Annotated in this window: 15 protein-coding genes and 1 pseudogene; 9 read left to right on the forward strand and 7 right to left on the reverse strand. The window is 66.4% G+C overall.

Annotated elements, in window-relative coordinates; all coding sequences use genetic code 11:
* Positions 1 to 3: 3 nt before the first annotated feature.
* The 3 genes from ACUXVH_RS29305 to ACUXVH_RS29315 all read right to left on the reverse strand — a co-directional run bounded on the left by ACUXVH_RS29305 (position 4) and on the right by ACUXVH_RS29315 (position 4,030).
* Entirely contained in the window at positions 4 to 2,424 is a 2,421-nt protein-coding gene (locus ACUXVH_RS29305) for a TonB-dependent siderophore receptor (protein ID WP_065364249.1), read from the reverse strand.
* Between the two features lie 116 nt (positions 2,425 to 2,540).
* Positions 2,541 to 3,524: a DUF4880 domain-containing protein gene (locus ACUXVH_RS29310; RefSeq protein ID WP_065364248.1), complete on the reverse strand. Its 984-nt coding sequence runs from the start codon at positions 3,522 to 3,524 to the stop codon at positions 2,541 to 2,543.
* Complete coding sequence (locus ACUXVH_RS29315) at positions 3,521 to 4,030, reverse strand: sigma-70 family RNA polymerase sigma factor (protein ID WP_011061763.1); 510 nt, start codon at positions 4,028 to 4,030, stop codon at positions 3,521 to 3,523. The genes ACUXVH_RS29310 and ACUXVH_RS29315 overlap by 4 nt, the downstream gene beginning before the upstream one ends.
* A gap of 181 nt (positions 4,031 to 4,211) precedes the next feature.
* Between ACUXVH_RS29315 and ACUXVH_RS29320 the strand changes: the two genes are divergently transcribed.
* The 3 genes and pseudogenes from ACUXVH_RS29320 to ACUXVH_RS29330 all read left to right on the forward strand — a co-directional run bounded on the left by ACUXVH_RS29320 (position 4,212) and on the right by ACUXVH_RS29330 (position 8,238).
* A complete protein-coding gene (locus ACUXVH_RS29320; protein ID WP_011061762.1) occupies positions 4,212 to 5,183 on the forward strand; it encodes a bifunctional helix-turn-helix transcriptional regulator/GNAT family N-acetyltransferase in 972 nt (323 codons plus the stop codon).
* Positions 5,184 to 5,399: 216 nt separating this feature from the next.
* Positions 5,400 to 6,407, forward strand: a complete 1,008-nt coding sequence (locus tag ACUXVH_RS29325; RefSeq protein ID WP_065364247.1) for a zinc-dependent alcohol dehydrogenase family protein — start codon at positions 5,400 to 5,402, stop codon at positions 6,405 to 6,407.
* A gap of 456 nt (positions 6,408 to 6,863) precedes the next feature.
* Positions 6,864 to 8,238 (forward strand): annotated as a pseudogene (locus ACUXVH_RS29330) (MFS transporter).
* Here the strand turns inward: ACUXVH_RS29330 and ACUXVH_RS29335 are convergent.
* Together ACUXVH_RS29335 and ACUXVH_RS29340 are read right to left on the reverse strand one after the other, a co-directional pair.
* Complete coding sequence (locus tag ACUXVH_RS29335; protein ID WP_019094486.1) at positions 8,207 to 8,788, reverse strand: hypothetical protein; 582 nt, start codon at positions 8,786 to 8,788, stop codon at positions 8,207 to 8,209. The pseudogene ACUXVH_RS29330 and the gene ACUXVH_RS29335 sit on opposite strands and share 32 nt — an antisense overlap.
* Positions 8,789 to 8,897: 109 nt before the next feature.
* The gene (locus tag ACUXVH_RS29340) at positions 8,898 to 9,794 is read right to left on the reverse strand and encodes a LysR family transcriptional regulator (protein WP_011061759.1); all 897 of its coding nucleotides are present in this window, start codon (positions 9,792 to 9,794) and stop codon (positions 8,898 to 8,900) included.
* 115 nt (positions 9,795 to 9,909) lie between these two features.
* Between ACUXVH_RS29340 and mdlC the strand changes: the two genes are divergently transcribed.
* From mdlC to ACUXVH_RS29370, 6 genes are all read left to right on the forward strand, one after another.
* On the forward strand, positions 9,910 to 11,496 hold the full coding sequence (mdlC, locus tag ACUXVH_RS29345; RefSeq protein ID WP_065364245.1) for a benzoylformate decarboxylase: 1,587 nt from the start codon (positions 9,910 to 9,912) through the stop codon (positions 11,494 to 11,496).
* A gap of 81 nt (positions 11,497 to 11,577) precedes the next feature.
* Entirely contained in the window at positions 11,578 to 12,969 is a 1,392-nt protein-coding gene (locus ACUXVH_RS29350) for an MFS transporter (protein ID WP_015635941.1), read from the forward strand.
* A gap of 43 nt (positions 12,970 to 13,012) precedes the next feature.
* Complete coding sequence (locus tag ACUXVH_RS29355; RefSeq protein WP_041118691.1) at positions 13,013 to 13,936, forward strand: ketopantoate reductase family protein; 924 nt, start codon at positions 13,013 to 13,015, stop codon at positions 13,934 to 13,936.
* A gap of 138 nt (positions 13,937 to 14,074) precedes the next feature.
* Entirely contained in the window at positions 14,075 to 15,550 is a 1,476-nt protein-coding gene (locus ACUXVH_RS29360; protein ID WP_011061755.1) for an aldehyde dehydrogenase family protein, read from the forward strand.
* Positions 15,551 to 15,688: 138 nt separating this feature from the next.
* Positions 15,689 to 16,927, forward strand: coding sequence for an OprD family porin (locus ACUXVH_RS29365; protein WP_370505850.1), 1,239 nt, complete (start codon positions 15,689 to 15,691; stop codon positions 16,925 to 16,927).
* Positions 16,928 to 17,195: 268 nt separating this feature from the next.
* Positions 17,196 to 17,909 (forward strand): GntR family transcriptional regulator, encoded by a 714-nt coding sequence (locus tag ACUXVH_RS29370; protein ID WP_011061753.1) that lies wholly within the window; start codon positions 17,196 to 17,198, stop codon positions 17,907 to 17,909.
* Positions 17,910 to 17,913: 4 nt separating this feature from the next.
* On the opposite strand, the gene ACUXVH_RS29375 is transcribed toward ACUXVH_RS29370, so the two are convergent.
* Both ACUXVH_RS29375 and ACUXVH_RS29380 read right to left on the reverse strand, forming a co-directional pair.
* Entirely contained in the window at positions 17,914 to 18,864 is a 951-nt protein-coding gene (locus tag ACUXVH_RS29375; protein WP_065364243.1) for a PDR/VanB family oxidoreductase, read from the reverse strand.
* A gap of 55 nt (positions 18,865 to 18,919) precedes the next feature.
* A complete protein-coding gene (locus ACUXVH_RS29380; protein ID WP_065364242.1) occupies positions 18,920 to 19,978 on the reverse strand; it encodes an aromatic ring-hydroxylating oxygenase subunit alpha in 1,059 nt (352 codons plus the stop codon).
* Between the last annotated feature and the right edge of the window lie 309 nt (positions 19,979 to 20,287).

Consider the following 20,287-nt stretch of genomic DNA (forward strand, 5'->3'; position numbering starts at 1 on the left):
GCTTTAGAAGTTCCAGCGGGTGCTGAGCATCACATTCCGCGGGTCGCCGTAGTACGACGAGTTGTAGAAACCGATGTTGGTGAAGTACTTCTTGTCGAACAGGTTGTTGACGTTGAGGGTGGCCGAGACGTTCTCGGTGATCTGGTAGCGGGCCATCAGGTCCACCAGCCAGTAAGGGTCCTGGGCGAATTTTTCCTCGGTGCCCTTGCCGTAGTTGCTGAGTATCTTCCAGCCAGTGCCCTGCCAGCGCACGCCGCTGCCCAGGGTCAGCTTGTCGAGGCTGCCGGTCAGCTTGTAGCTGGTGTAGAGGTTGACCTGATCTTCCGGTTCCCAGGTGGAGACCTTGGCCCCGCTCTGGTCGCGAATGATCTTGTGGGTGTAGCCGGCCTGCAGTTGCCAGCCGGGAGCGACCTCTCCGGAGATTTCCGCTTCATAACCCTTGGCCTTGGACTTGATGCCCTTGGACGCATAGTCCAGCCCGGGGGTGGTGGGGTTGGCGTTGTAGGCCAGGTCATCCACCGGCCGGTTTTCTTCATGCACTTCGAAATAGGCCAGGCTGGAGTTCAGGCGGCCGTCGAAGAACTCGCCCTTGAGGCCCACCTCGTAGTTGGTGCCTTCGTCGGGCTTGAGCACCTTGTCGTTGCGGTCGCGGTAGTCGTCCTGGGGCAGGTAGATCTCGGTGTAGCTGGCATAGACGGAGAAGTTCTGGTCGAGGTCGTAGACCACCCCAGCATAGGGAATGACCTTGCCGGTGTCCTTGGTCCGGCTGGTACCGCTGACCTCGTAGTTGTTGACCCGGCTGCCGAGCAGCAACGAAAGATCATCGTTGAGGCTAAAGCGCGCAGTCATGTAGCCGGCGCTCTGGCGGGTGGTCTCGTCGTTCTTCTTGGTCATGCTGCCCCAATCGGGCTTGGGGCTGTGCCCGTCCCAGTTGAAGTAGTCGTAGAAATTGTCGTGATTGGTGGCGCTGGTGAAGTCCCGGCCTTTCCAGTGCGAGTTGGAGATCGATGCACCGACCACCAACTGATGCTCGCGCCCCAGAAGGTCGAAGGGGCCCGTGGCGTAGAGGTCGCCGCTGTCGCTGACGGTTTCGCCGGTGTACTTGCGGGTCAGCAGCGAGGCGATGCCGGTCTCGGCATTGGGCGACATCAGCGAACCCAAGGGCGCGTTGTAGCCATTGATCTGGTGGTTGTATTGGGCCTTGGCCACCCAGCCGTTGGCGAAGCTGTGCTCCAGGGTGCTGAACACGGTGCGGGTGTATTGCGACCAGCGGCTCCAGCTCGCGCCGTTGTTGTAGGAGCGCGAGGTGCTGATGGCATTGCCCTTGGAGTCGTACAGCGAGCTGCTGCCCGACCAGCTGGAACCCTTGGGGTCGTTGTCCTGATAGTCGGCGCCGACGGTCAGCAGGGTGTCCGGTGACAGGTCGAACTCCAGGATGCCGTAGTAGACGCTGGTCTGGCGCTGGTAGTGGTCAAGGAAGGATTTCTTGTCCTGATAGGCGGCGACCATCCGTCCGCGGATATTGCCGCTGTCGGTCAGGGGGCCACTGACATCGACCTGGGAGCGGTAGTTGTCCCAGGAACCGGCCCCCAGGTCGATATGCCCGGCGAATTCGGCGGTGGGTTTCTTGCGCACCATGTTGATGGTGCCGCCGGGGCCACCGGCACCGGTGAGCAGGCCGGTGGCGCCCTTGAGTATTTCCACGCGGTCGTAGATCACCGTGTCGGTGAGGGTGTGGCCCGAGGAGTACTGCGCGTCCTGCAGGATCGGAATCCCGTCGTACTGGAAGTTCTGAATGGCAAAGCCGCGGGAGAAGTAGCTGGTGCGGTCACTGTCGTAGGTGGCCACGGTGATGCCCGGGGTATGGCGCATCACCTCGTCGATGGAGTTGAGGCCGAAATCGTCCATGGCCTGGCGGGTGACCACCGAGATCGACTGCGGGGTTTCCCGGGGTGTCAGCACCAGCCGGGTGGCGGTGGCGATGGTGCCCGGCGTGTAGGAACCGCTGCCTTCGGTGACGGTGCCCAGCTGGTTGGTGGTGACCGTGGTTGCTCCCAGCTCGACCCGTTCACCGCCGTTGGCCTGTATTACCCGATAGCCCGCGCCCTCGGCCACGGCTTGCAGGCCCAGGGGTTTGAGCAGGCGCTGCAGGCCTTCGGCCACGCTGAAACGGCCATTCAGGCCGGTGCTGCGCTTACCGGCGCTGAGGTTGGCGTCGATGGCGATCATGCTTGCCGATTGCTGGCCGAAGATGCCCAGCACCTGGTCCAGGTTGCCCGGGGCGATGGCGTAGTCGCGCTGCTGGTGGTCGGTCACGGCGGCGCCGGCTTCCGTGGCCAGCAGCGGCAGGCTGGTGCTGGCGATGGACAGGCCGATGATGACCGGGCGCAAGGTCGCGGCAAGGGGCGTAAGGCGAATGTGCATAAGGAAAATCCGTGGGTTGGGAAGGGATGGCGCTGAGCTGTTTTCCAGCTTCTTCCCTGGTCTTGATGCACGAGATTGAAAAAACTGCCGCCGCCCTGAAAAAAACAGGAAAACAATCAGGCAGCGTCCACGGAGGCCCAGTACCCCATTACCCGCCGGATGCGAATCGGCAGGGTCCTGGCCAGCAAATCGAGGCTGGCGTCCGGCTGGTCCAGGGAGAACGAGCCGGAAACCCGCAACCCGGCGACTTCGGCGGAGCAGCGCAGCAGGCCGGGGCGATAGCGGTCGAGTTCGGCGATCACCTCGCCCAGGGGGCGACGCTCGGCGATCAGCAGGCCCTGGGTCCAGGCATTGGCCGTGGTGGGCACGGCGGCCAGGGCGCTGATCCGCTGTTGGGCGATATCCACTTGCTGGCCCGGGTCCAGGCTTAGCGCAGGGGCATGGGCGGTGCTTACCGAGCCGCTGCCGGCGAGCAGTTGTACCCGGGTGCCGTTGATGCCCGGCAAGCCGACGCTGAGGATCAACTGCGAGCGCGGGGCGAGCTGGATGTGCCCATCGGTGGTGGTGACCTGCACGGGCGCGGCGTTGCCCAGGGTCAGCAACAGGCGGCCGCTGTTGAGCCGCAGTTGCAGGCCCTGGGGGCTGGCCTTCTGGTCGAGGCTGGTGCGGGTGTCCAGTTGCAGGCTGGCGCCAGCGGCCAGTTGCAGCTGGCGGCGCTCGCCGGTGGCGGTGTGGTAGTCGCTGAACAGTTGCGGCAACAGCAACCGTTCGCGCACGCTCCAGCTGCTGGCGGCCACCACGCCCAGGCCGACGATGCCCTTGAGCAGGGTGCGCCGCCCGGGGTGGCTGCGAGCCTGCAGTAGTTGCCGGGCGTGGGGCGCGGGCAGGCTGCGGGTGCTGTCGCGCAGGTCCTGGCCGATGCCGGCCAGGCGCTGCCAGGCCAGCTCATGCTGCGGGTCGGCCCGGCGCCAGGCCAGGCAGGCGGCCTGCTGCTCGGGGGGGCTGATGCCCGATTGCAGCAGCACCAGCCACTCCAGGGCCTGGTCCAGTACCTGCTGCTCCACGGCGCCCTGATCGTCCACTGGCTGGAAGGCGTTCATCCCGGGTACACCGCCGCGTAGCAGTGGCGGTAGGCCTTGAGCATGGCTTTCTGCACCACGTTGACCGAGAGCTGCAGGCGTTGGGCAATTTGCGGGTAGGTCAGGCCTTCGAGCTGGGACAGCAGAAACACCTCGCGCACCCGGCTGCCCAGGCCGTCCAGCACCTGGCCCACGGCGTCCAGGGCCTCAAGCACCAGCAGCCGGGTTTCCGGCGAGGGCTGGTACTGCGGCTCCAGCTGCGCCAGGGTTTCCAGGTAGGCGCGCTCCAGGGCCTGGCGCCGGAAATACTGCCCGCACAGGCGGCTGGCCACGGTGTTGAGGTAGGCCCGGGGTTCGCGCAGTACCGGCAGTCGCTCGCTGCGCAAGATGCGCACAAAGGTGTCCTGCGCCAGGTCCATGGCCTGGTCCTGGTTGCCGAGCTTGCGTCGCAGCAGTTGCACCACCCAGTTGTGATGCTGGAGGTAGAGCTCGCCCACGGCGTGCTGTAGCGAAGGGTTGGGCACCATCGATAAGGGTTCCGAGGTCGAGGTGGGTGAAATGGGCGTTTATGGTAATGCTTCTCATTAGTGAGTGCTTGAGTTTTTATTGTCGTTCATTAGGGCTGACTGTCACTCGGAAAAGTGAGCAGGGTTGAGGTTTAATTGGTTGCAAGGTACAACTAAATGCCTCACTTGCGAGGTCACGCCCATGCCGAGTTCATCCGCTTCCCTTATCCCATCACTGCGCCAGGCCTCCCGGCAGATGGTCCGCGAGCTGGGCTTCATGCAGGCCACCCTGGCCGCCACCGACTACCCGCCCTCGGCGGTGCACGCACTGCTGGAGATCGGCCAGGGCAATGCCCTGACCGCCGGTGACCTGGTGACCCTGCTGGGCCTGGAGAAATCCAGCGTCAGCCGCCTGGTGCGCAAGCTGGTGGACGCCGGCGAGATCAGCGAGCAGGCCCATGACCAGGACGCCCGCTCCAAGAAGCTGCAGCTCAGCGCCCGGGGGCGCCAGACCCTGGCCGGCATCGACCGTTTCGCCCAGGCCCAGGTGGCCGCGGCCCTGGCCCACCTGAGCCCGGCCCAGCAGCGCAGCGCCTGTGCGGGCATCGCCGACTACGCCCGGGCATTGCGTGCGGTGCGGCTGGGAGACGTGCCCGAGCCGCCCGAGCGCTGCTCCATCGCCCGTGGCTACCGGCCCGGAGTGATTGGCCGCATCGCCGAAATGCACGCCCGTTACTACGCGGATCTGGCGGGTTTCGGCCAGCCCTTCGAAAGCCTGGTGGCGCGGGACATGGCCGAATTGATGGGGCGTTTGCACAACCCGCGCAATGAAGTCTGGGTGGCGCTGCAGGGGGAACGGATTGTCGGTTCCATCGCCATTGATGGGGAGGGCGAGGGCGGCGAGGCGCTCCTGCGTTGCTTCATTCTCGATGAGGCCGCCCGCGGCCAGGGGCTGGGCCGGCGGTTGCTGGCCGAGGCCCTGGGCTTTTGTGACCAGTGGGGTTTTGCCGCCACCCGGCTGTGGACCTTCAAGGGCCTGGATGCGGCGCGCGCGTTATATGAGGAACAGGGCTTTGTGCTGGTGCAGGAGCAAGAGGGCGAGCAATGGGGCGCGCCAGTGACCGAGCAGTGTTTTGTGCGAGCAAGGGTGGCGCAGCGCGACACAATCCGCTGAGCGCTGTAGCCGCTGCTGAGCCTGCGAAGCTGCGCAAAGGCCCGCAGGGCCTTGCCTGGCGGTCTCGAGCCGAGCCTGTGGCGGCCCTGAAAACCTGCGTCTGCTGCGTCGGAATGCCGCCCAAGCCGTTCGCAGCCTTGTGCAGCGGCTACAGATAGCCGGTACTGGTGGTAGGGTTAGCCCCCTGATGATTATCGATCTGTGGAGAAGCATCCCATGCAAGCCATCAAGCTCAGCCTGCCGGCATCCCTGGACAACCTGAAGCGCGTGGAGCTGGCAGACCCCGGCCAGCCCGGCGCCGGGCAGATCCGCGTGCGTATCCATGCCTGTTCCTTGAACTTCCACGATTACGCCGTGGTGACCGGCGCGCTGCCTACCGCCGACGGGCGGATTCCCATGGCCGATGGCGCCGGGGTCGTGGAAGCGGTGGGCGAGGGCGTCAGCGAGTTCAAGGTGGGCGATGCGGTGGTGTCCTGCTTCTTTCCCCATTGGCACGATGGCGGCCCGGCGATCGCCGATTTCAGCACCACTCCGGGCGATGGCGTCGACGGTTACGCCCGTGAAGTGGTGATCCAGCCCAGCCACTGGTTCACCCATGCGCCCAAGGGCTACAGCCATGCCGAGGCGGCGACCCTGACCACCGCCGGCCTGACTGCCTGGCGCGCACTGGTGGTGGACGGCGCGCTCAAGGCCGGGGAAACCGTGCTGGTGCTGGGCACCGGCGGGGTGTCGATCTTCGCCCTGCAACTGGCCAAGGCCATGGGCGCCACGGTGATCGCCACCTCCTCCTCGGACGCCAAGCTGGCCAAGGTGCGCGAGCTGGGGGCCGACCATACCCTCAACTACCGCACCCACCCCGAGTGGGGCGCTGAAGTGCTCAAGCTCACCGGCGGCCGCGGCGTCGATCACGTGGTGGAAGTCGGTGGCCCGGGCACCTTGCCGCAGTCGATCAACGCGTGCCGCATTGGCGGGCACATCGCCCTGATCGGCGTGCTCACCGGCTGGGCCGGACCGGTGCCGACGGCGGCGCTGATGGCCAGGCAACAGCGCCTGCAGGGGCTGATCGTCGGCAGCCGCCAGCAGCAGATCGAGATGGTCCGGGGCCTGGAAGCCACCGGCATCAAGCCGATCATCGACAGTACCTTCCCCCTGGCGGATATCGCCAAGGCCTTCGCCCATGAAGCCTCGGGCGCGCACCTGGGGAAAATCTGCCTGAGCCTCTGAAGCGATGCCGCAACCCGGGCCCAGCCTACTGATCGGATCCCCTGGGGATCCGATCTCTATGGCCGCTGCTGCAGGTGGCGACAGAAGGCGCAGCTCCTGCCTGCCCCAGCCAGCCACTCACAAACAGTTGATCCATGCTAATGGATCCAAAAATAAAGCCATAATTTAAGGGCTTCATCGTTTACAGCGTAAAAAGTCGATAGTGCGCGATAATCGCCCATAAAAAGCACTATTCGCGTGTCTCTCTATTGTTTGTGGATCCATTAATTGATTGATTAGGCCCCTGGCGATGGCAGGAACCTTCCTGGCCGTCCCCGCATAACAATTACAAGAAAAGGGTTTCGTCATGCGCGTTCTCCCAAGGGCACGGGCCGTTCTCGGTCCTGCGTGCCACCTGCCTGTGTGCCTGTCCGTCCCCGCGCTTTGCGCGTCCAGCCCGAGCAGGGGAGGACGGCCATGAACCACGATCTCAAGCAACGGGTCGACCAAGGCCCGATGGGCTCCTTCCAGTGCCTGGCGATCGGTATCTGCATCGTCCTCAACATGATCGACGGCTTCGATGTGCTGGTGATGGCCTTCACCGCCGCTTCGGTGTCCGCCGAGTGGCAACTCAACGGGGCGCAGATCGGTCTGCTGCTCAGTGCCGGTCTGTTCGGCATGGCCGCCGGTTCGCTGTTTATCGCGCCCTGGGCCGACCGCTTCGGGCGCCGGCCGCTGATCCTGTTCTGCCTGCTGCTGTCGGGTGTCGGCATGCTGCTTTCGGCCGGCAGCCAGAGCCCTTTGCAACTGGCGCTGTTGCGCGGCCTGACCGGCCTGGGCATCGGCGGCATCCTGGCCAGCAGCAACGTGATCGCCGCCGAGTATTCCAGCCGCCGCTGGCGCGGCCTGGCGGTCAGCCTGCAATCCACCGGCTATGCCCTGGGCGCGACCCTGGGCGGGCTGTTGGCGGTGTGGCTGTTGACTCATTGGGGCTGGCGCTCGGTGTTCCTGTTCGGCGGCATCGTCACCTTGCTGGTGATCCCCCTGGTGCTGCTCTGGCTCCCCGAATCCCTGGACTTTCTCCTGGCCCGGCGGCCGGCCGATGCCCTGGCGCGAATCAATCGCCTGGCCGGGCGCCTGCGCCATCCGCAACTGCTGCAAATGCCCGCGGCAGCGGTACGCGAGCAGGGCGCCGGCAGCGGTTTTGGCCAACTGTTCGCCGGGCCGATGCGGCGCACCACGCTGCTGATCTGGCTGCTGTTTTTCCTGGTGATGTTCGGTTTCTACTTCGTCATGAGCTGGACCCCGAAACTGCTGGTGGCCGCCGGGCTCTCGGCGCAGCAGGGGATCACCGGCGGGGTGCTGCTGAGTGTCGGCGGGATCTTCGGCGCGGCGCTGGTCGGCGGCTTGTCCTCGCGCTGGCCGCTGACCCGGGTGCTGTCGCTGTTCATGCTGGTGACCGCCGGGCTGCTGGTGCTGTTCGTCGGTTCGGCCTCCTCGATTGCCGCGGCCCTGGGCCTGGGGCTGCTGATCGGGCTGTTCGCCAACGGCTGCGTGGCCGGGCTCTACGCCCTGTCACCGGTGGTCTACGACGCTTCGGTACGGGCCACCGGGGTCGGTTGGGGGATCGGCATCGGGCGCATGGGCGCGATTGTCTCGCCCACGGTGGCCGGGGTGTTGCTGGATGCCGGCTGGCAGCCGCTGCACCTGTACGCAGTGTTTGCCGTGGTCTTCGTGCTGGCGGCCGCTTGCCTGTTGCTGCTGCGGCCGGTATCGGCGCAACCGCAGCCCGCCCTGGCCTAGTGTGGCCAGGGTGGGGGTTAAAAGATCGAGTCCCTGTCCTTGCGGGTAAAGGCACTGATCCGGGTGTAGCGCCCGTTGACCGATTCGACGTTCAGGTTGCCATTGAAGTCGGGATAGCTCACGCGCCCGCTGGACAGCGGCAGCAGCGCCACCTTGAGTTTTTCCACGGGGATCGAGGTGAACTTCAGGTCGGCGATGTTCGGCGCCATGTGGGGCAGGGCATAGCGGGCGCTTTTCAGCTCGCCGACGTAGCTGAAGATCATCGGCGTGGTGTAGTCCTGGGTGCGCGGGCGATAGGTGGAGGAGTAACCGACGATGCTCAGGGTGCGGCCCTTGATCTCGACGAACATGAAGGTCGGCGTGCGCTCGGTGATCCGGGTGCTGTCTTCCAGCAGCGCCCTGGCTTCGGCGGCGCTGATCAGGCTGTTGTCTTCACCGCTGAAGTCGTAGGCATGAAAACCGTTGAGCTCGGTCATGGCGCGCAGCAGCAGTTCCTTCGACGGGTCCGGGTGCATCCAGCGCACGTTGGGGCCACAGGCGCTCAGCAGCAAGCTGATGCAAATGGTCAGGAAAACTAAAGGCAGGGAGCGGGTGCTCATGGTGGTCAGAGTCCTTTCAAGAGAGGTGCCTGGTTGTGGCCCAGGCCGGCCATGGTCGCCCAAGGGATGGGCGGTTGTCAGCACGGCCCGGCAAAGTGCGGGCGCTGTTTCAAGACTGGCCGTCGATGATCGCCGCGGCCACGGCCTGGCGGAACCAGCTCAGGGCGGCGGAGCTGTCGCTGTTGGGGTGCCAGTGCAGCGAGACTTCGAACTCCCCCACGGAAAACGGCAGTTCCAGTTGCCGCAGGCCGCCTTCGAGGGTGAACAGGCGGGCGATCTGCGCTGGCAGCACGGTCAGCAGGTCGGTGCCGGGCAGCACTTTGGGCAGCACCGAGAAGTGCGGCACGTGCAGGCTGATGCGGCGCCGGGCGCCCATCTGCTTGAGCACGTCCTCGACGCTGCCGTGGCCGGTGGTGCGGGTCACGGCGATGTGCCGCTCGGCGAGGAACTGCTCCAGGCTCAGCTGGGTGCCGATGCGCGGATGACGGTCGCTGAGCAGGCACACGTAGCGCTCGCGGATCAGCACCTGGCTGCGGGTGCCGGTCAAGGGTTTGCGGCAGATCAGCGCGTCGACCTTGGCGCTGCTGAGCCACTCGCCGGCCTGGTCCACCTGCAGCGGCAGGACTTCGACTTCGGCCTCGGGGGCCTGCTGGTTCAGGCGCGCCAGGATCAGCGGCAGGAAGCCCATTTCGCCAAGGTCGGAGAGGGCGATGCGAAAGCGCCGTTCGGTGGTCGCCGGGTCGAAGCGCCGGGTGCTGTGCACGGTGTTCTCGATCCGCGTCAGGGATTCGCGAAAGGCCGGGTACAGCTCATCGGCCAGTTGGCTGGGCTGGATGCCGTCCCGGGTGCGGCTGAACAGGCCGTCGTCGAACAGCTCGCGCAGCCGCGCCAGGCCGTAGCTGACCGAGGGCTGGGTGACGAACAGGCGCTCGGCGGCCAGGGTCACGCTGCGGGCTTCGTAGAGGGTGACGAAGGTGCGGATCAGGTTCAGATCGATGTGGCTCATGCTGCCTCATGGATATAGACGGGTCTTATTTTTAATAGAGATAGTATCGATTTGATCAATTTCTTGGCGGCTGCAAGAGTAACTCAAATTCTAAAAAACAGCGGCAAAGGTCCATATGAAAACCGTCCATAGCGCCTCCTACGACATCCTGCGGCAACAAGGCCTGACCACCGTGTTCGGCAACCCGGGTTCCAACGAGCTGCCCTTTCTCAAGGGCTTCCCCGAAGACTTCCGCTACATCCTCGGCCTGCATGAAGGCGCGGTGGTGGGCATGGCCGACGGCTTCGCCCTGGCCAGCGGCCAGCCGGCCTTCGTCAACCTGCACGCCGCGGCCGGCACCGGCAATGGCATGGGCGCCCTGACCAATGCCTGGTACTCCCACAGCCCGCTGGTGATCACCGCCGGCCAGCAGGTGCGCTCGATGATCGGCGTCGAGGCGATGCTGGCCAACGTCGATGCACCGCAGCTGCCCAAGCCCCTGGTCAAGTGGAGCGCCGAGCCGGCCTGCGCCGAGGACGTGCCGCGGGCCCTGAGCCAGGCGATCCACATGGCCAACCAGGCGCCCAAGGGCCCGGTGTACCTGTCCATTCCCTACGACGACTGGGCCCGCCCGGCGCCGGCCGGGGTCGAGCATCTGGCCCGGCGCCAGGTGGCCACTGCCGGGCTGCCCTCGGCGGCGCAATTGCGTTCGCTGGTGCAGCGCCTGGCGGCAGCGCGCAACCCGGTGCTGGTGCTGGGGCCGGATGTGGATGGCAGCCAGAGCAACCACCTGGCCGTGCAACTGGCGGAGAAACTGCGCATGCCGGCCTGGGTCGCGCCGTCCGCTTCGCGCTGCCCGTTTCCCACCCGTCACCCGAGCTTTCGCGGGGTGCTGCCGGCAGCCATTGCCGGCATCAGCCGCTGCCTGGCGGACCACGACCTGATCCTGGTGGTGGGGGCCCCGGTATTCCGCTACCACCAGTTCGCCCCGGGGGACTACCTGCCTGCGGGCACCGAGCTGCTGCACATCACCTGCGACCCCGGCGAAGCGGCGCGTGCGCCCATGGGCGATGCGTTGGTGGGGGACATCGCCGAGACCCTGCAGGCCCTGGTCTGGGCGCTGCCGGATTGCGACCGGCCGCAGCCCCAGGCCTTGCCGCCGGCTGCTCCGGTCGAGGAGCTGGGCGGCCTGCTGCGCCCGGAAACCGTGTTCGACGTGATCGATGAGCTGGCGCCCAAGGATGCGATCTACGTCAAGGAGTCCACCTCCACCGTAGGCGCCTTCTGGCAGCGGGTGGAAATGCGCGAACCCGGCAGCTACTACTTCCCGGCCGCCGGTGGCCTGGGCTTCGGCCTGCCAGCGGCGGTGGGGGTGCAACTGGCCCGGCCGGAGCGGCGGGTGATCGGGGTCATTGGCGACGGCTCGGCCAACTACGGTATCACCGCGCTGTGGACGGCCGCCCAGTACCAGATCCCGGTGGTGTTCATCATCCTCAAGAACGGCACCTATGGCGCCCTGCGCTGGTTCGCCGGTGTGCTGCAGGTCAGCGACGCCCCGGGCCTGGACGTGCCCGGCCTGGACTTCTGCGCCATCGGCCGCGGCTATGGCGTGCACTCGGTGCAGGCCAACACCCGCGAGGCGTTCGCCCAGGCCCTGAATGAAGCCCTGGCGGGCGACCGCCCGGTACTGATCGAGGTGCCGACCCTGACCATCGAACCCTGAGGGCTGCCTTGTCGCCGGGCGCGAGCCCGGCCTTGCCAACCGCAACCTGCGGACTCACCAGAAGAATAAAAAGAGGTGGTTATGAACACGACTTCGGTCACTGCTGTGATAGATGACGCGCCCCAGCCGGCGCGTTCCGGTTCCACCCACGCCGACATCGGCACCTTGCTCGACCATGGCCCCTTCACCGGCATGCAGAAGCTGGTGGTGTTGCTGGCGGCGCTGTCCATCGTCATGGACGGCTTCGACGGCCAACTGATCGGCTTTGCCATTCCGCTGATGATCAAGGAGTGGGGCATCACCCGCGAGGCGTTCGCTCCGGCGGTGGCGGCCGGGCTGATCGGCATGGGCATCGGCAGTGCCTGCGCCGGTCTGTTTGCCGACCGGTTCGGCCGGCGCATGGCGATCATTGCCAGTGTCTTCGTGTTCGGTGCGGCCACTTGCGCCATTGGCCTGGCGCCCAATGCGCTGGCGGTGGCGGCCCTGCGTTTTATCGCCGGGCTGGGCATCGGTGGCGCGCTGCCCAGCGCCACCACGGTGACGGCCGAGTTCACCCCGGCGCGGCGGCGTACCCTGGCGGTGACGGCCACCATTGTCTGCGTGCCCCTGGGCGGGATGCTGGCGGGGTTGTTCGCCTCCCATGTGTTGCCGCTGTACGGCTGGCGCACCCTGTTTTTCATCGGCGGCAGCCTGCCCATCGTCCTGGGCTTTGCCTTGCTGGCGACGCTGCCGGAGTCGCCGCGCTTTCTGGCGCGCCGGCCCCAGCGCTGGAACGAGCTGGGTACCTTGCTCGGGCGCATGGGCCGGCCGATGGCGGCGGGGGTGGTCTACACCGATGCCCTGGAACAGAAGAGCGAGAAGCAGGGTGGTTTCCGCGCCTTGTTCGCCCTGGGCTACGGGCGTGACACCCTGGCCCTCTGGGTGGCGTTCTTCATGTGCCTGACCGCGGTCTACAGCGCCTTCAGCTGGCTACCCACCATGCTGCTGTCCGAAGGCCTGGAGCTGTCGGTGGCCGGTTCCGGGCTGACCGCCTACAACCTGGGCGGGGTGATCGGGGCGCTGGTGTGCGCGGTGGCCATCACTCGCTGGGGTTCGTTCTGGCCGCTGCTGATCTGCTGCGCCGGCGGCGCGGCCAGCGCCTTCCTGTTGCAGGTGGTGGACATCCACCAGGACACCGGGCTGCTGATCTTCGGCTTCGGCGTGCACGGCCTGTTCGTCAACGCGGTGCAGTCCACCATGTTTGCCCTGTGCGCCTTTATCTACCCCACCAGTGTGCGCGCCACCGGCACCGCATCGGCCCTGGCCTTCGGGCGCCTGGGGGCGATCCTCAGTGCCTTCGCCGGAGCCCTGGTGATTACCCAGGGCGGCGCCAACGGCTACCTCACGCTGCTGGGGTCGGTGATGGTCATGGCGCTGCTGGCGCTGCTGATCGTGGGCCGGCACATTCCCCGGCGCCTGCCGGGCCAGTCATGAACGCGGCCCGGTGCGTGAACCGGCCACTCAAACAGGAGGTTCGATGAACATCACCATTCTTGGCGCGGGCGCCATGGGTTCGCTGTTTGGCGGCCTGCTGGCGCAAAGCGGCCAGCAGGTGACCCTGCTGGACATCAACGACGGGCACCTTGCGGCGATCCGCAGCGACGGCCTGCTGCTGGCCACCGACAGCGGCGAGCGGCGCATTACCGGCCTGCACGCCTGCCGTCCGGAGCAGGCCACGGGGCACCCCGACCTGTTGCTGGTCTTCACCAAGACCCTGCACACCGACAGTGCCTTGCGCAGTGTCGCCGGGCACATCGCCGGCCACACCCTCGTGCTGACCCTGCAGAACGGCCTGGGCAATGCCGAGGCGCTGTCCCGGCATGTGGCCCCGCAGCAGGTGCTGATCGGCATGACCAACTGGCCCGCCGACATGGTCGGGCCGGGGCAGGTGCATTCCCACGGCCAGGGCATGGTGCGGGTGCTGGCCCCAGGCAGCCGCGAGCGCAACGCCAGCCAGGAGGTGGCGGCGGTGCTAGACGCTGCCGGGCTGAACTGTGCGGTGGACCCGCAGGTCTGGACCTCTATCTGGGAGAAGGTGGCCTTCAACGCCGCCTTGAACAGCCTGTGCGCCGCCACCGGCTGCACCGTGGGCCAGCTGGACGCAGCGCCGGAAGGCGTGGCCCTGGCCCGGTCCATTGTGCTGGAGGTGGTGGCGGTGGCCAGGTCCCAGGGAATAGAGCTGGATGCCCAGGGCTGCCTGGACAGTGTGGCGTTCGCCATTGCCCATCACCGCACCCACAAGCCTTCGATGTTGCAGGACGTGCTGGCAGGGCGGCCCACGGAGATCGGCTCCATCAATGGCCAGGTGCTGGAACGGGCGCGGCAGGCGGGGGTGCCTGTGCCCCACACCGAAACCCTGCTGGGCCTGCTGCGCCTGATCGAAAAACGCGCCGCCTCGTAGGAGCCGGCTTGCCGGCGAAGAGGGCCTTGGGGCTTGTGTGGCGCTGGCGGGCGCCTTCGCTGGCAAGCCAGCTCCTGCATACGCCGGCTTTTGTGTGACACATCGGTTTATGAATGCTGTTCCATGAGGAGATTTTCCATGAGTGATTCCAACGCGGTCTATCGCGATCTGCACCTGCAACCCATCGCCGGACAGTGGCGCGCCGGCGCCTCCGGCAAGACCCTGGTGGTGAGCAATCCATTCGACGGTGCACAGCTGCTGGAACTGGCCCAGGCCAACCGCAGCGACCTGGACGCGGCCTACGCCAAGGCCGCCCAGGTGCAGCCGCAATGGGCGGCCCTGGGCCCGTCCCAGCGCGCGGCGGTGCTGCACCAGGCGGTGGCGATCTTCGACCGGCGCCAGGAGGAAATTGTCGACTGGATCATTCGCGAATCCGGCAGCACGCGGATCAAGGCCCTGGCCGAGTGGGGCGCGGCGCGGGCCATCACCCTGGAGGCGGCGTCCTTCCCGGCGCGGGTCCACGGGCGGATTGTCGAATCCGATGTGCCGGGCAAGGAAAGCCGGGTGTACCGCAGCGCCCTGGGGGTGGTCGGAGTGATCAGCCCGTGGAACTTCCCGCTGCACCTGACCCAGCGCTCCATCGCCCCGGCCCTGGCCCTGGGCAACGCGGTGGTGGTCAAGCCGGCCAGCGATACGCCGGTGTGCGGCGGCCTGCTGCTGGCCAGGATCTTCGAGGAAGCGGGCCTGCCCGCCGGGGTGTTCAGCGTGGTGGTGGGGGCCGGTAGCGAGATCGGCGATGCCTTTGTCGAGCACCCGGTGCCGGCGCTGATCACCTTCACCGGCTCGACCCCGGTGGGGCGCGGCATCGGCCGCATCGCCAGTGGCGGCGAGCACCTCAAGCACGTGGCGCTTGAATTGGGGGGCAACAGCCCGTTCGTGGTACTGGACGATGCCGACCTGGAACAGGCGGTGAACGCCGCGGTGTTCGGCAAGTTCCTGCACCAGGGGCAGATCTGCATGGCGATCAACCGCATCATCGTCGACGAGCGCCTCTATGACGCCTTCGCCCAGCGCTTCGTGGCCCGGGTCAAGCAGCTCAAGGTGGGGGATCCGCAATCGCTGGACACAGTGATCGGCCCGGTGATCAACGCCCGCCAGTTGCAGGGCCTGCAGGACAAGATCGCCCTGGCCCGCGAGCAGGGCGCCGAGCCACTGTACGAGGGCGGGCAGAACGGCAACCTGCTGGCGCCCCATGTGTACGGCGAAGTGCGTGCCGACATGGACCTGGCGCGCAATGAAATCTTCGGCCCGCTGGTGGGGCTGCTGCGCGCCCGGGACGAAGCCCATGCCCTGGAGCTGGCCAACGACAGCGAATTCGGCCTGGCCAGCGCGGTGTTCACCGGCAACCTGGAGCGCGGGGTGAACTTCGCCCGGCAGGTGCGCGCCGGCATGACCCACATCAACGATGTGCCGGTGAACGACGAGGCCAACGCGCCCTTCGGTGGCGAGAAGAACTCCGGCCTTGGGCGCTTCAACGGCGACTGGGCGATCGATGAATTCACCCGGGACCACTGGATCAGCCTGCAGCACCGGCCGCGTCAGTATCCCTTCTGACCCGTCACCTTTGAATAACGCCCGGCCGCCCTGGCCGGGCTTTTGAGCATCCGTGAGCGCGCGGGCCCTTGTCGGCCTGTCGGGCACGGCTGCGCCTATGAAAAGCGGAGAACAATAATAATGAACACCCGTCATCCGATGCAGTGCCGTTCCCTGGTGGGGGCTTGCTTGTCCGTGGGCCTGTGCGTGCCCGCCTGGGCCGCCGACGACAGCGGTTTTTTCGAGGGGAGCAAGACCGACCTGCTGCTGCGCAACTACTACTTCAACCGGGATTTTCGTGACCATGACGCGCCCAAGGGCCAGGTCGAGGAGTGGGCCCAGGGCTTTATCCTCAAGTTCAGCTCCGGCTACACCCCGGGCACCGTGGGCTTTGGCCTGGACGCCATCGGCCTGTTCGGCCTCAAGCTCGACAGCAGCCGCCAGGCCAGCGGTTCGGAGTTGCTGCCGGTGCACGACGACGGGCGCGCGGCGGACAATTTCGGTCGCGCCGGAGCGGCCCTCAAGGCGCGGATTTCCGCCACCGAGTTCAAGGTCGGCGAGCTGCTGCCGGACATTCCACTGCTGCGTTATGACGACGGCCGCCTGCTGCCGCAAACCTTCCGCGGGGCCATGCTGGTCTCCCGAGAGATCAGCGGCCTGGGGCTGCAGGCCGGGCAGTACCGTGCCGTCAGCCTGCGCAACTCCTCGGACATGCAGGACCTTTCGGCCTGGGCCGCGCCCGGGGTCAAGTCCGACGGCTTCAACTACGCCGGTGCCGAATACCGCTTCAACCAGCAGCGCACCTTGCTCGGGGTCTGGCATTCGCAGCTGGAGGACATCTACCGCCAGAGCTACTTCAACCTGCTGCACAAGCAACCGCTGGGGGGCTGGACTCTGGGGGCGAACCTGGGCTACTTCATCGACCGCGACGATGGCAGCGCGCGTATCGGCCGGGTCGACAGCCACACCGCCTATGGTCTGTTCTCCGCCTCCCGGGCCGGGCACACGCTGTACCTGGGGTTGCAGAAAGTCAGCGGCGACAGCCCCTGGATGTCGGTCTACGGCAGCAGCGGCCGGACCCTGGGCAACGACATGTTCAACGGCAACTTCAGCAACGCCGGCGAGCGTTCGTGGCAGGTGCGTTATGACTATGACTTCGCCGCCTCGGGGATTCCCGGGCTGCTGGCCATGGTGCGCTACGGTCGTGGCGACAGCGCCACCACCAAGGTTGGCAATGACGGCCATGAGTGGGAGCGCGATACCGAGATCGGCTACACCCTCCAGAGCGGCACCTTGAAGAACCTCAGCCTGCGGCTGAACAACGCCACCAACCGACGCAGCTTCAACAGCGACTTCGACCAGACCCGGCTGATTGTCAGCTACCCGCTGTCGCTCTGAAAACCCTGTAGCCGCTGCCGCAGGCTGCGAACGGCTTGGGCGGCATTCCGACGCAGCAGACGCAGCGATTCCACGGGCGCTGGAGGTCCGGCGGCAGATCGCCAGGCAAGGTCCTGCGGACCTTTTCGCAGCCTCGCCGAAGCTCGGCAGCGGCTACAAGGTAGCCGCTGTTTCGTGCTGCTTCTTATGGCTACGGCAATCTCGGGGTGCGTGTTGCGGGGGGGGCTTGCGTTACTATGGCCGCCCACGTTTTCAGGAAGCTGCCCGGATGAGCAAACCCGGTCAAACGGTGCTGGTCGCGCTGCGCAAGATGATCGCCTCGGGCGAGTTGGCGGCAGGCGAGCGCTTGATGGAAGTGCCCACCGCCGAGCTGTTCGGGGTGTCACGCATGCCGGTGCGCATGGCCTTTCGCACCCTGGAGCAGGAAGGCCTGCTGGTGCGGTTCGGCGGTCGCGGGTTTCAGGTGCGTTCGGTGAGCGCCGAAGACATCGCCGGGGCGGTGGAGGTGCGCGGGGTGCTGGAAGGCCTGGCGGCGCGCCAGACCGCCGAGCGCGGGCTGTCGGCCGAGGGCCGGGCGATTCTCGAACGCTGCCTGGTCGAGGGCGATGCGCTGTTCGACAAGGGCTATGTCAACGAAGAGGACCTGGAGCTCTATCACGACCTCAACATGCGTTTTCACCAGGTGATCGTGGCGGGCAGCGGCAACCCGGCGATCGCCGATGCCCTGGCGCGCAACGACCACCTGCCGTTCGCCTCGGTCACCGCCCTGGCAGTAGACCGCCAGGACATGGCCCGGGAATACCGGCGCTTCAACTATGCCCACATGCAGCATCACTCGATATTCGATGCCCTGGTCAATGGCCAGGGTGCGCGGGCCGAGGCCCTGATGCGCGAGCATGCCAACGCCACCTTGCGCTATGCCGAGATCTTCGGCTCGGCCGTGGCCGACGAGCGCATGAGGCTGATCCTGCGCCCGCAGTGAGGCTCTACAGATCCAGCACCAACAGCGGGCTCCTGGCCCGGGAACAGCAGGGCGTGAACTGATCGTTGCGCGCCTGCTCGTCCTCGGTGAGGAACAGGTCGCGGTGCTCCGGTACCCCTTCCAGCACCCGGGTCAGGCAGGTGCCGCAGATCCCTTGCTCGCAGGAAATCGGCACTTCGATGCCCTGGTCCTGCAGCACCTGGACCACGCTGCGATCGGCCGGTACCTGGAACACCTGGCCGCTGCTGGCCAGCTTCACCGCAAAGCTGGCGTCGGCGCTGTGGTCGATGGGCGCAGCGCTGAAATATTCGCGGTGCAGGCATTGCTCCTTCCAGCCCTGGGCCCGGGCGTTGTCCAGCACGTGTTGCATGAAACCGCCGGGGCCGCAGACATACAGGTGCACGTCGTCCCGGGGCCCGGCCAGGGCCTGGGCTATATCCAGGGCGGTGTCCGGTTGTTCGTCGAAATGCAGGCTCACCCGCTCGGCAAAGGGCGAGGCCTGCAAGCGCTGGACGAAGGCCGCGCGCTGGGCCGAACGAGCGCAGTAGTGCAGCTGGAAATCCGCGCCGCTGTGGGCCAGCTGTTCGGCCATGCTGAGGAGCGGGGTAATGCCGATGCCGCCGGCGAACAGCAGGCTGCGCCGTGCTGCGTGCTCCAGGGCAAAGAGATTGCGTGGCTCGCTGATGCGCAGGCGCGTGCCTACCTCCAGTTGCTGGTGCAGGCTGCTGGAGCCGCCGCGGGAGGCAGGGTCCTTGAGCACACCGATCAGGTAGCGGTGGCGCTCTGCGGGGTGGTTGCACAGGGAGTATTGGCGCACCAGGCCGTTGGCCAGATGCACGTCGATATGGGCGCCGGCGCTGAAGGCGGGCAGGGGGCTTGCGTCGGCCGCGGCCAGTTCGAAGCTGCAGATGTCCAGGGCTTCGTCGTGGCGCGCGGCCACCAGTACGTCGATCATCATCGGTCCTCGCCGGTAGCCGCATCCGGGCCGCCAGCCTGTCGGGTTCGGGGGGTTAACGGCTTGTGGCGATCAAGGGTTCCCGGGGCTCGCGCTCCTGGGCGATCAGCCGCTCCAGGACCCGGCGCGACTGCACGCCGCCGGCGTCGATATTGAGCTTGAGCAGGTTGCGCTGGGGCTGGGCGAGAAGGTTCTGCTGCTGGCGCTCAAGCATCTCCAGGTCCTCGCTGAAGATCTTGCCCTGGCCTTCGCGGATGCTCTCGGTGAGCGCCGGGTCCTGGGGGTTGAAGTTGCGCGCCATGCCCCAGAAGTACCAGATCGAGGTGTCGCTTTCGGGGGTGATGAAATCCACCACGATGCTCGACGCCTTGTATTGCGCAGGGGCGTGGTAGCCACCGTGGCCGGCATGGGCCACGCCGACTTCGATCAGCACATGGCTGGGCGGGCTGAAGCGGCAGATCTGCCAGCGGTCCACCGGCACGTCGTCGGCCAGCTGGTTGCCGCGCAGGGCCATGCGCCAGAAGGGCGGCGGCATGACGTTGTGCATGTGCCGGGCGGTGACCACCTGATCGCCGTCTACCGTGGTTTGCGGTGGCGCCTCGTCGATTTCCTTCTGGCCGATGCTGGAGGCATGCACGTAGGTTTCGTGGGTCAGGTCCATCAGGTTGTCGATCATCAGCCGGTAGTCGCACTGGATGTGGAACAACCCGCCGCCATAGGCCCATTGATCGTTGTCGGCCCATTCCAGGTGATGGATCAGCGCCGGGTCGGCCAGGGCCTGGTCGCCGGGCCAGACCCAGATGAAACCGTAGCGCTCCACCGCGGCGAAGGTCTTGTTGCAGGGGAAGCCGCGCACCCGCTGGCCGGGCATTTCCACGGTCTTGCCGTCGCAGCCCATCACCAGGCCGTGATAACCGCATACCAGGTTGCCGTTCTCGACATAGCCCAGGGACAGCGGCGCGCCGCGATGGGGGCAGAAATCCTCGACGGCGGCTACCCGACCTTCATGGGCGCGGTAGAACACCATGTGTTCGCCGCAGATCTGCCGGCCCAGGGGCTTGCCCTGCAATTCATCGGGGGTGCAGGCAACGTACCAGGCATTCTTGGGGTACATGACGTCTCTCCAGGCGTTTGTTGTTTTTATTTAATGGATCCATTAAATGGTTGGCGCTCTGGGGGTGTCAAACAAATATGCTGATTTAGTGTTCGATAATCGGCTGCTATAGGGGTTTTGGATCCAGTGAAGGGGGTTTATGGATCCATTGCTCGCGCGTCAAGGCGCAGCGCGCCGAAGGGCCGGTGGGCAGTTGCGGGACGAGGCTGGGGGGCGGGCCGCAGCGCTGTCAGGACGTACTAGGTGTGTAAGGGGGACCGGGTCGGTGACAGGTCTGTCGTCCAAAGGTGGGGTAGAGTTTGTGGGTAG

Source organism: Pseudomonas sp. 8(2025) (assembly GCF_052665325.1).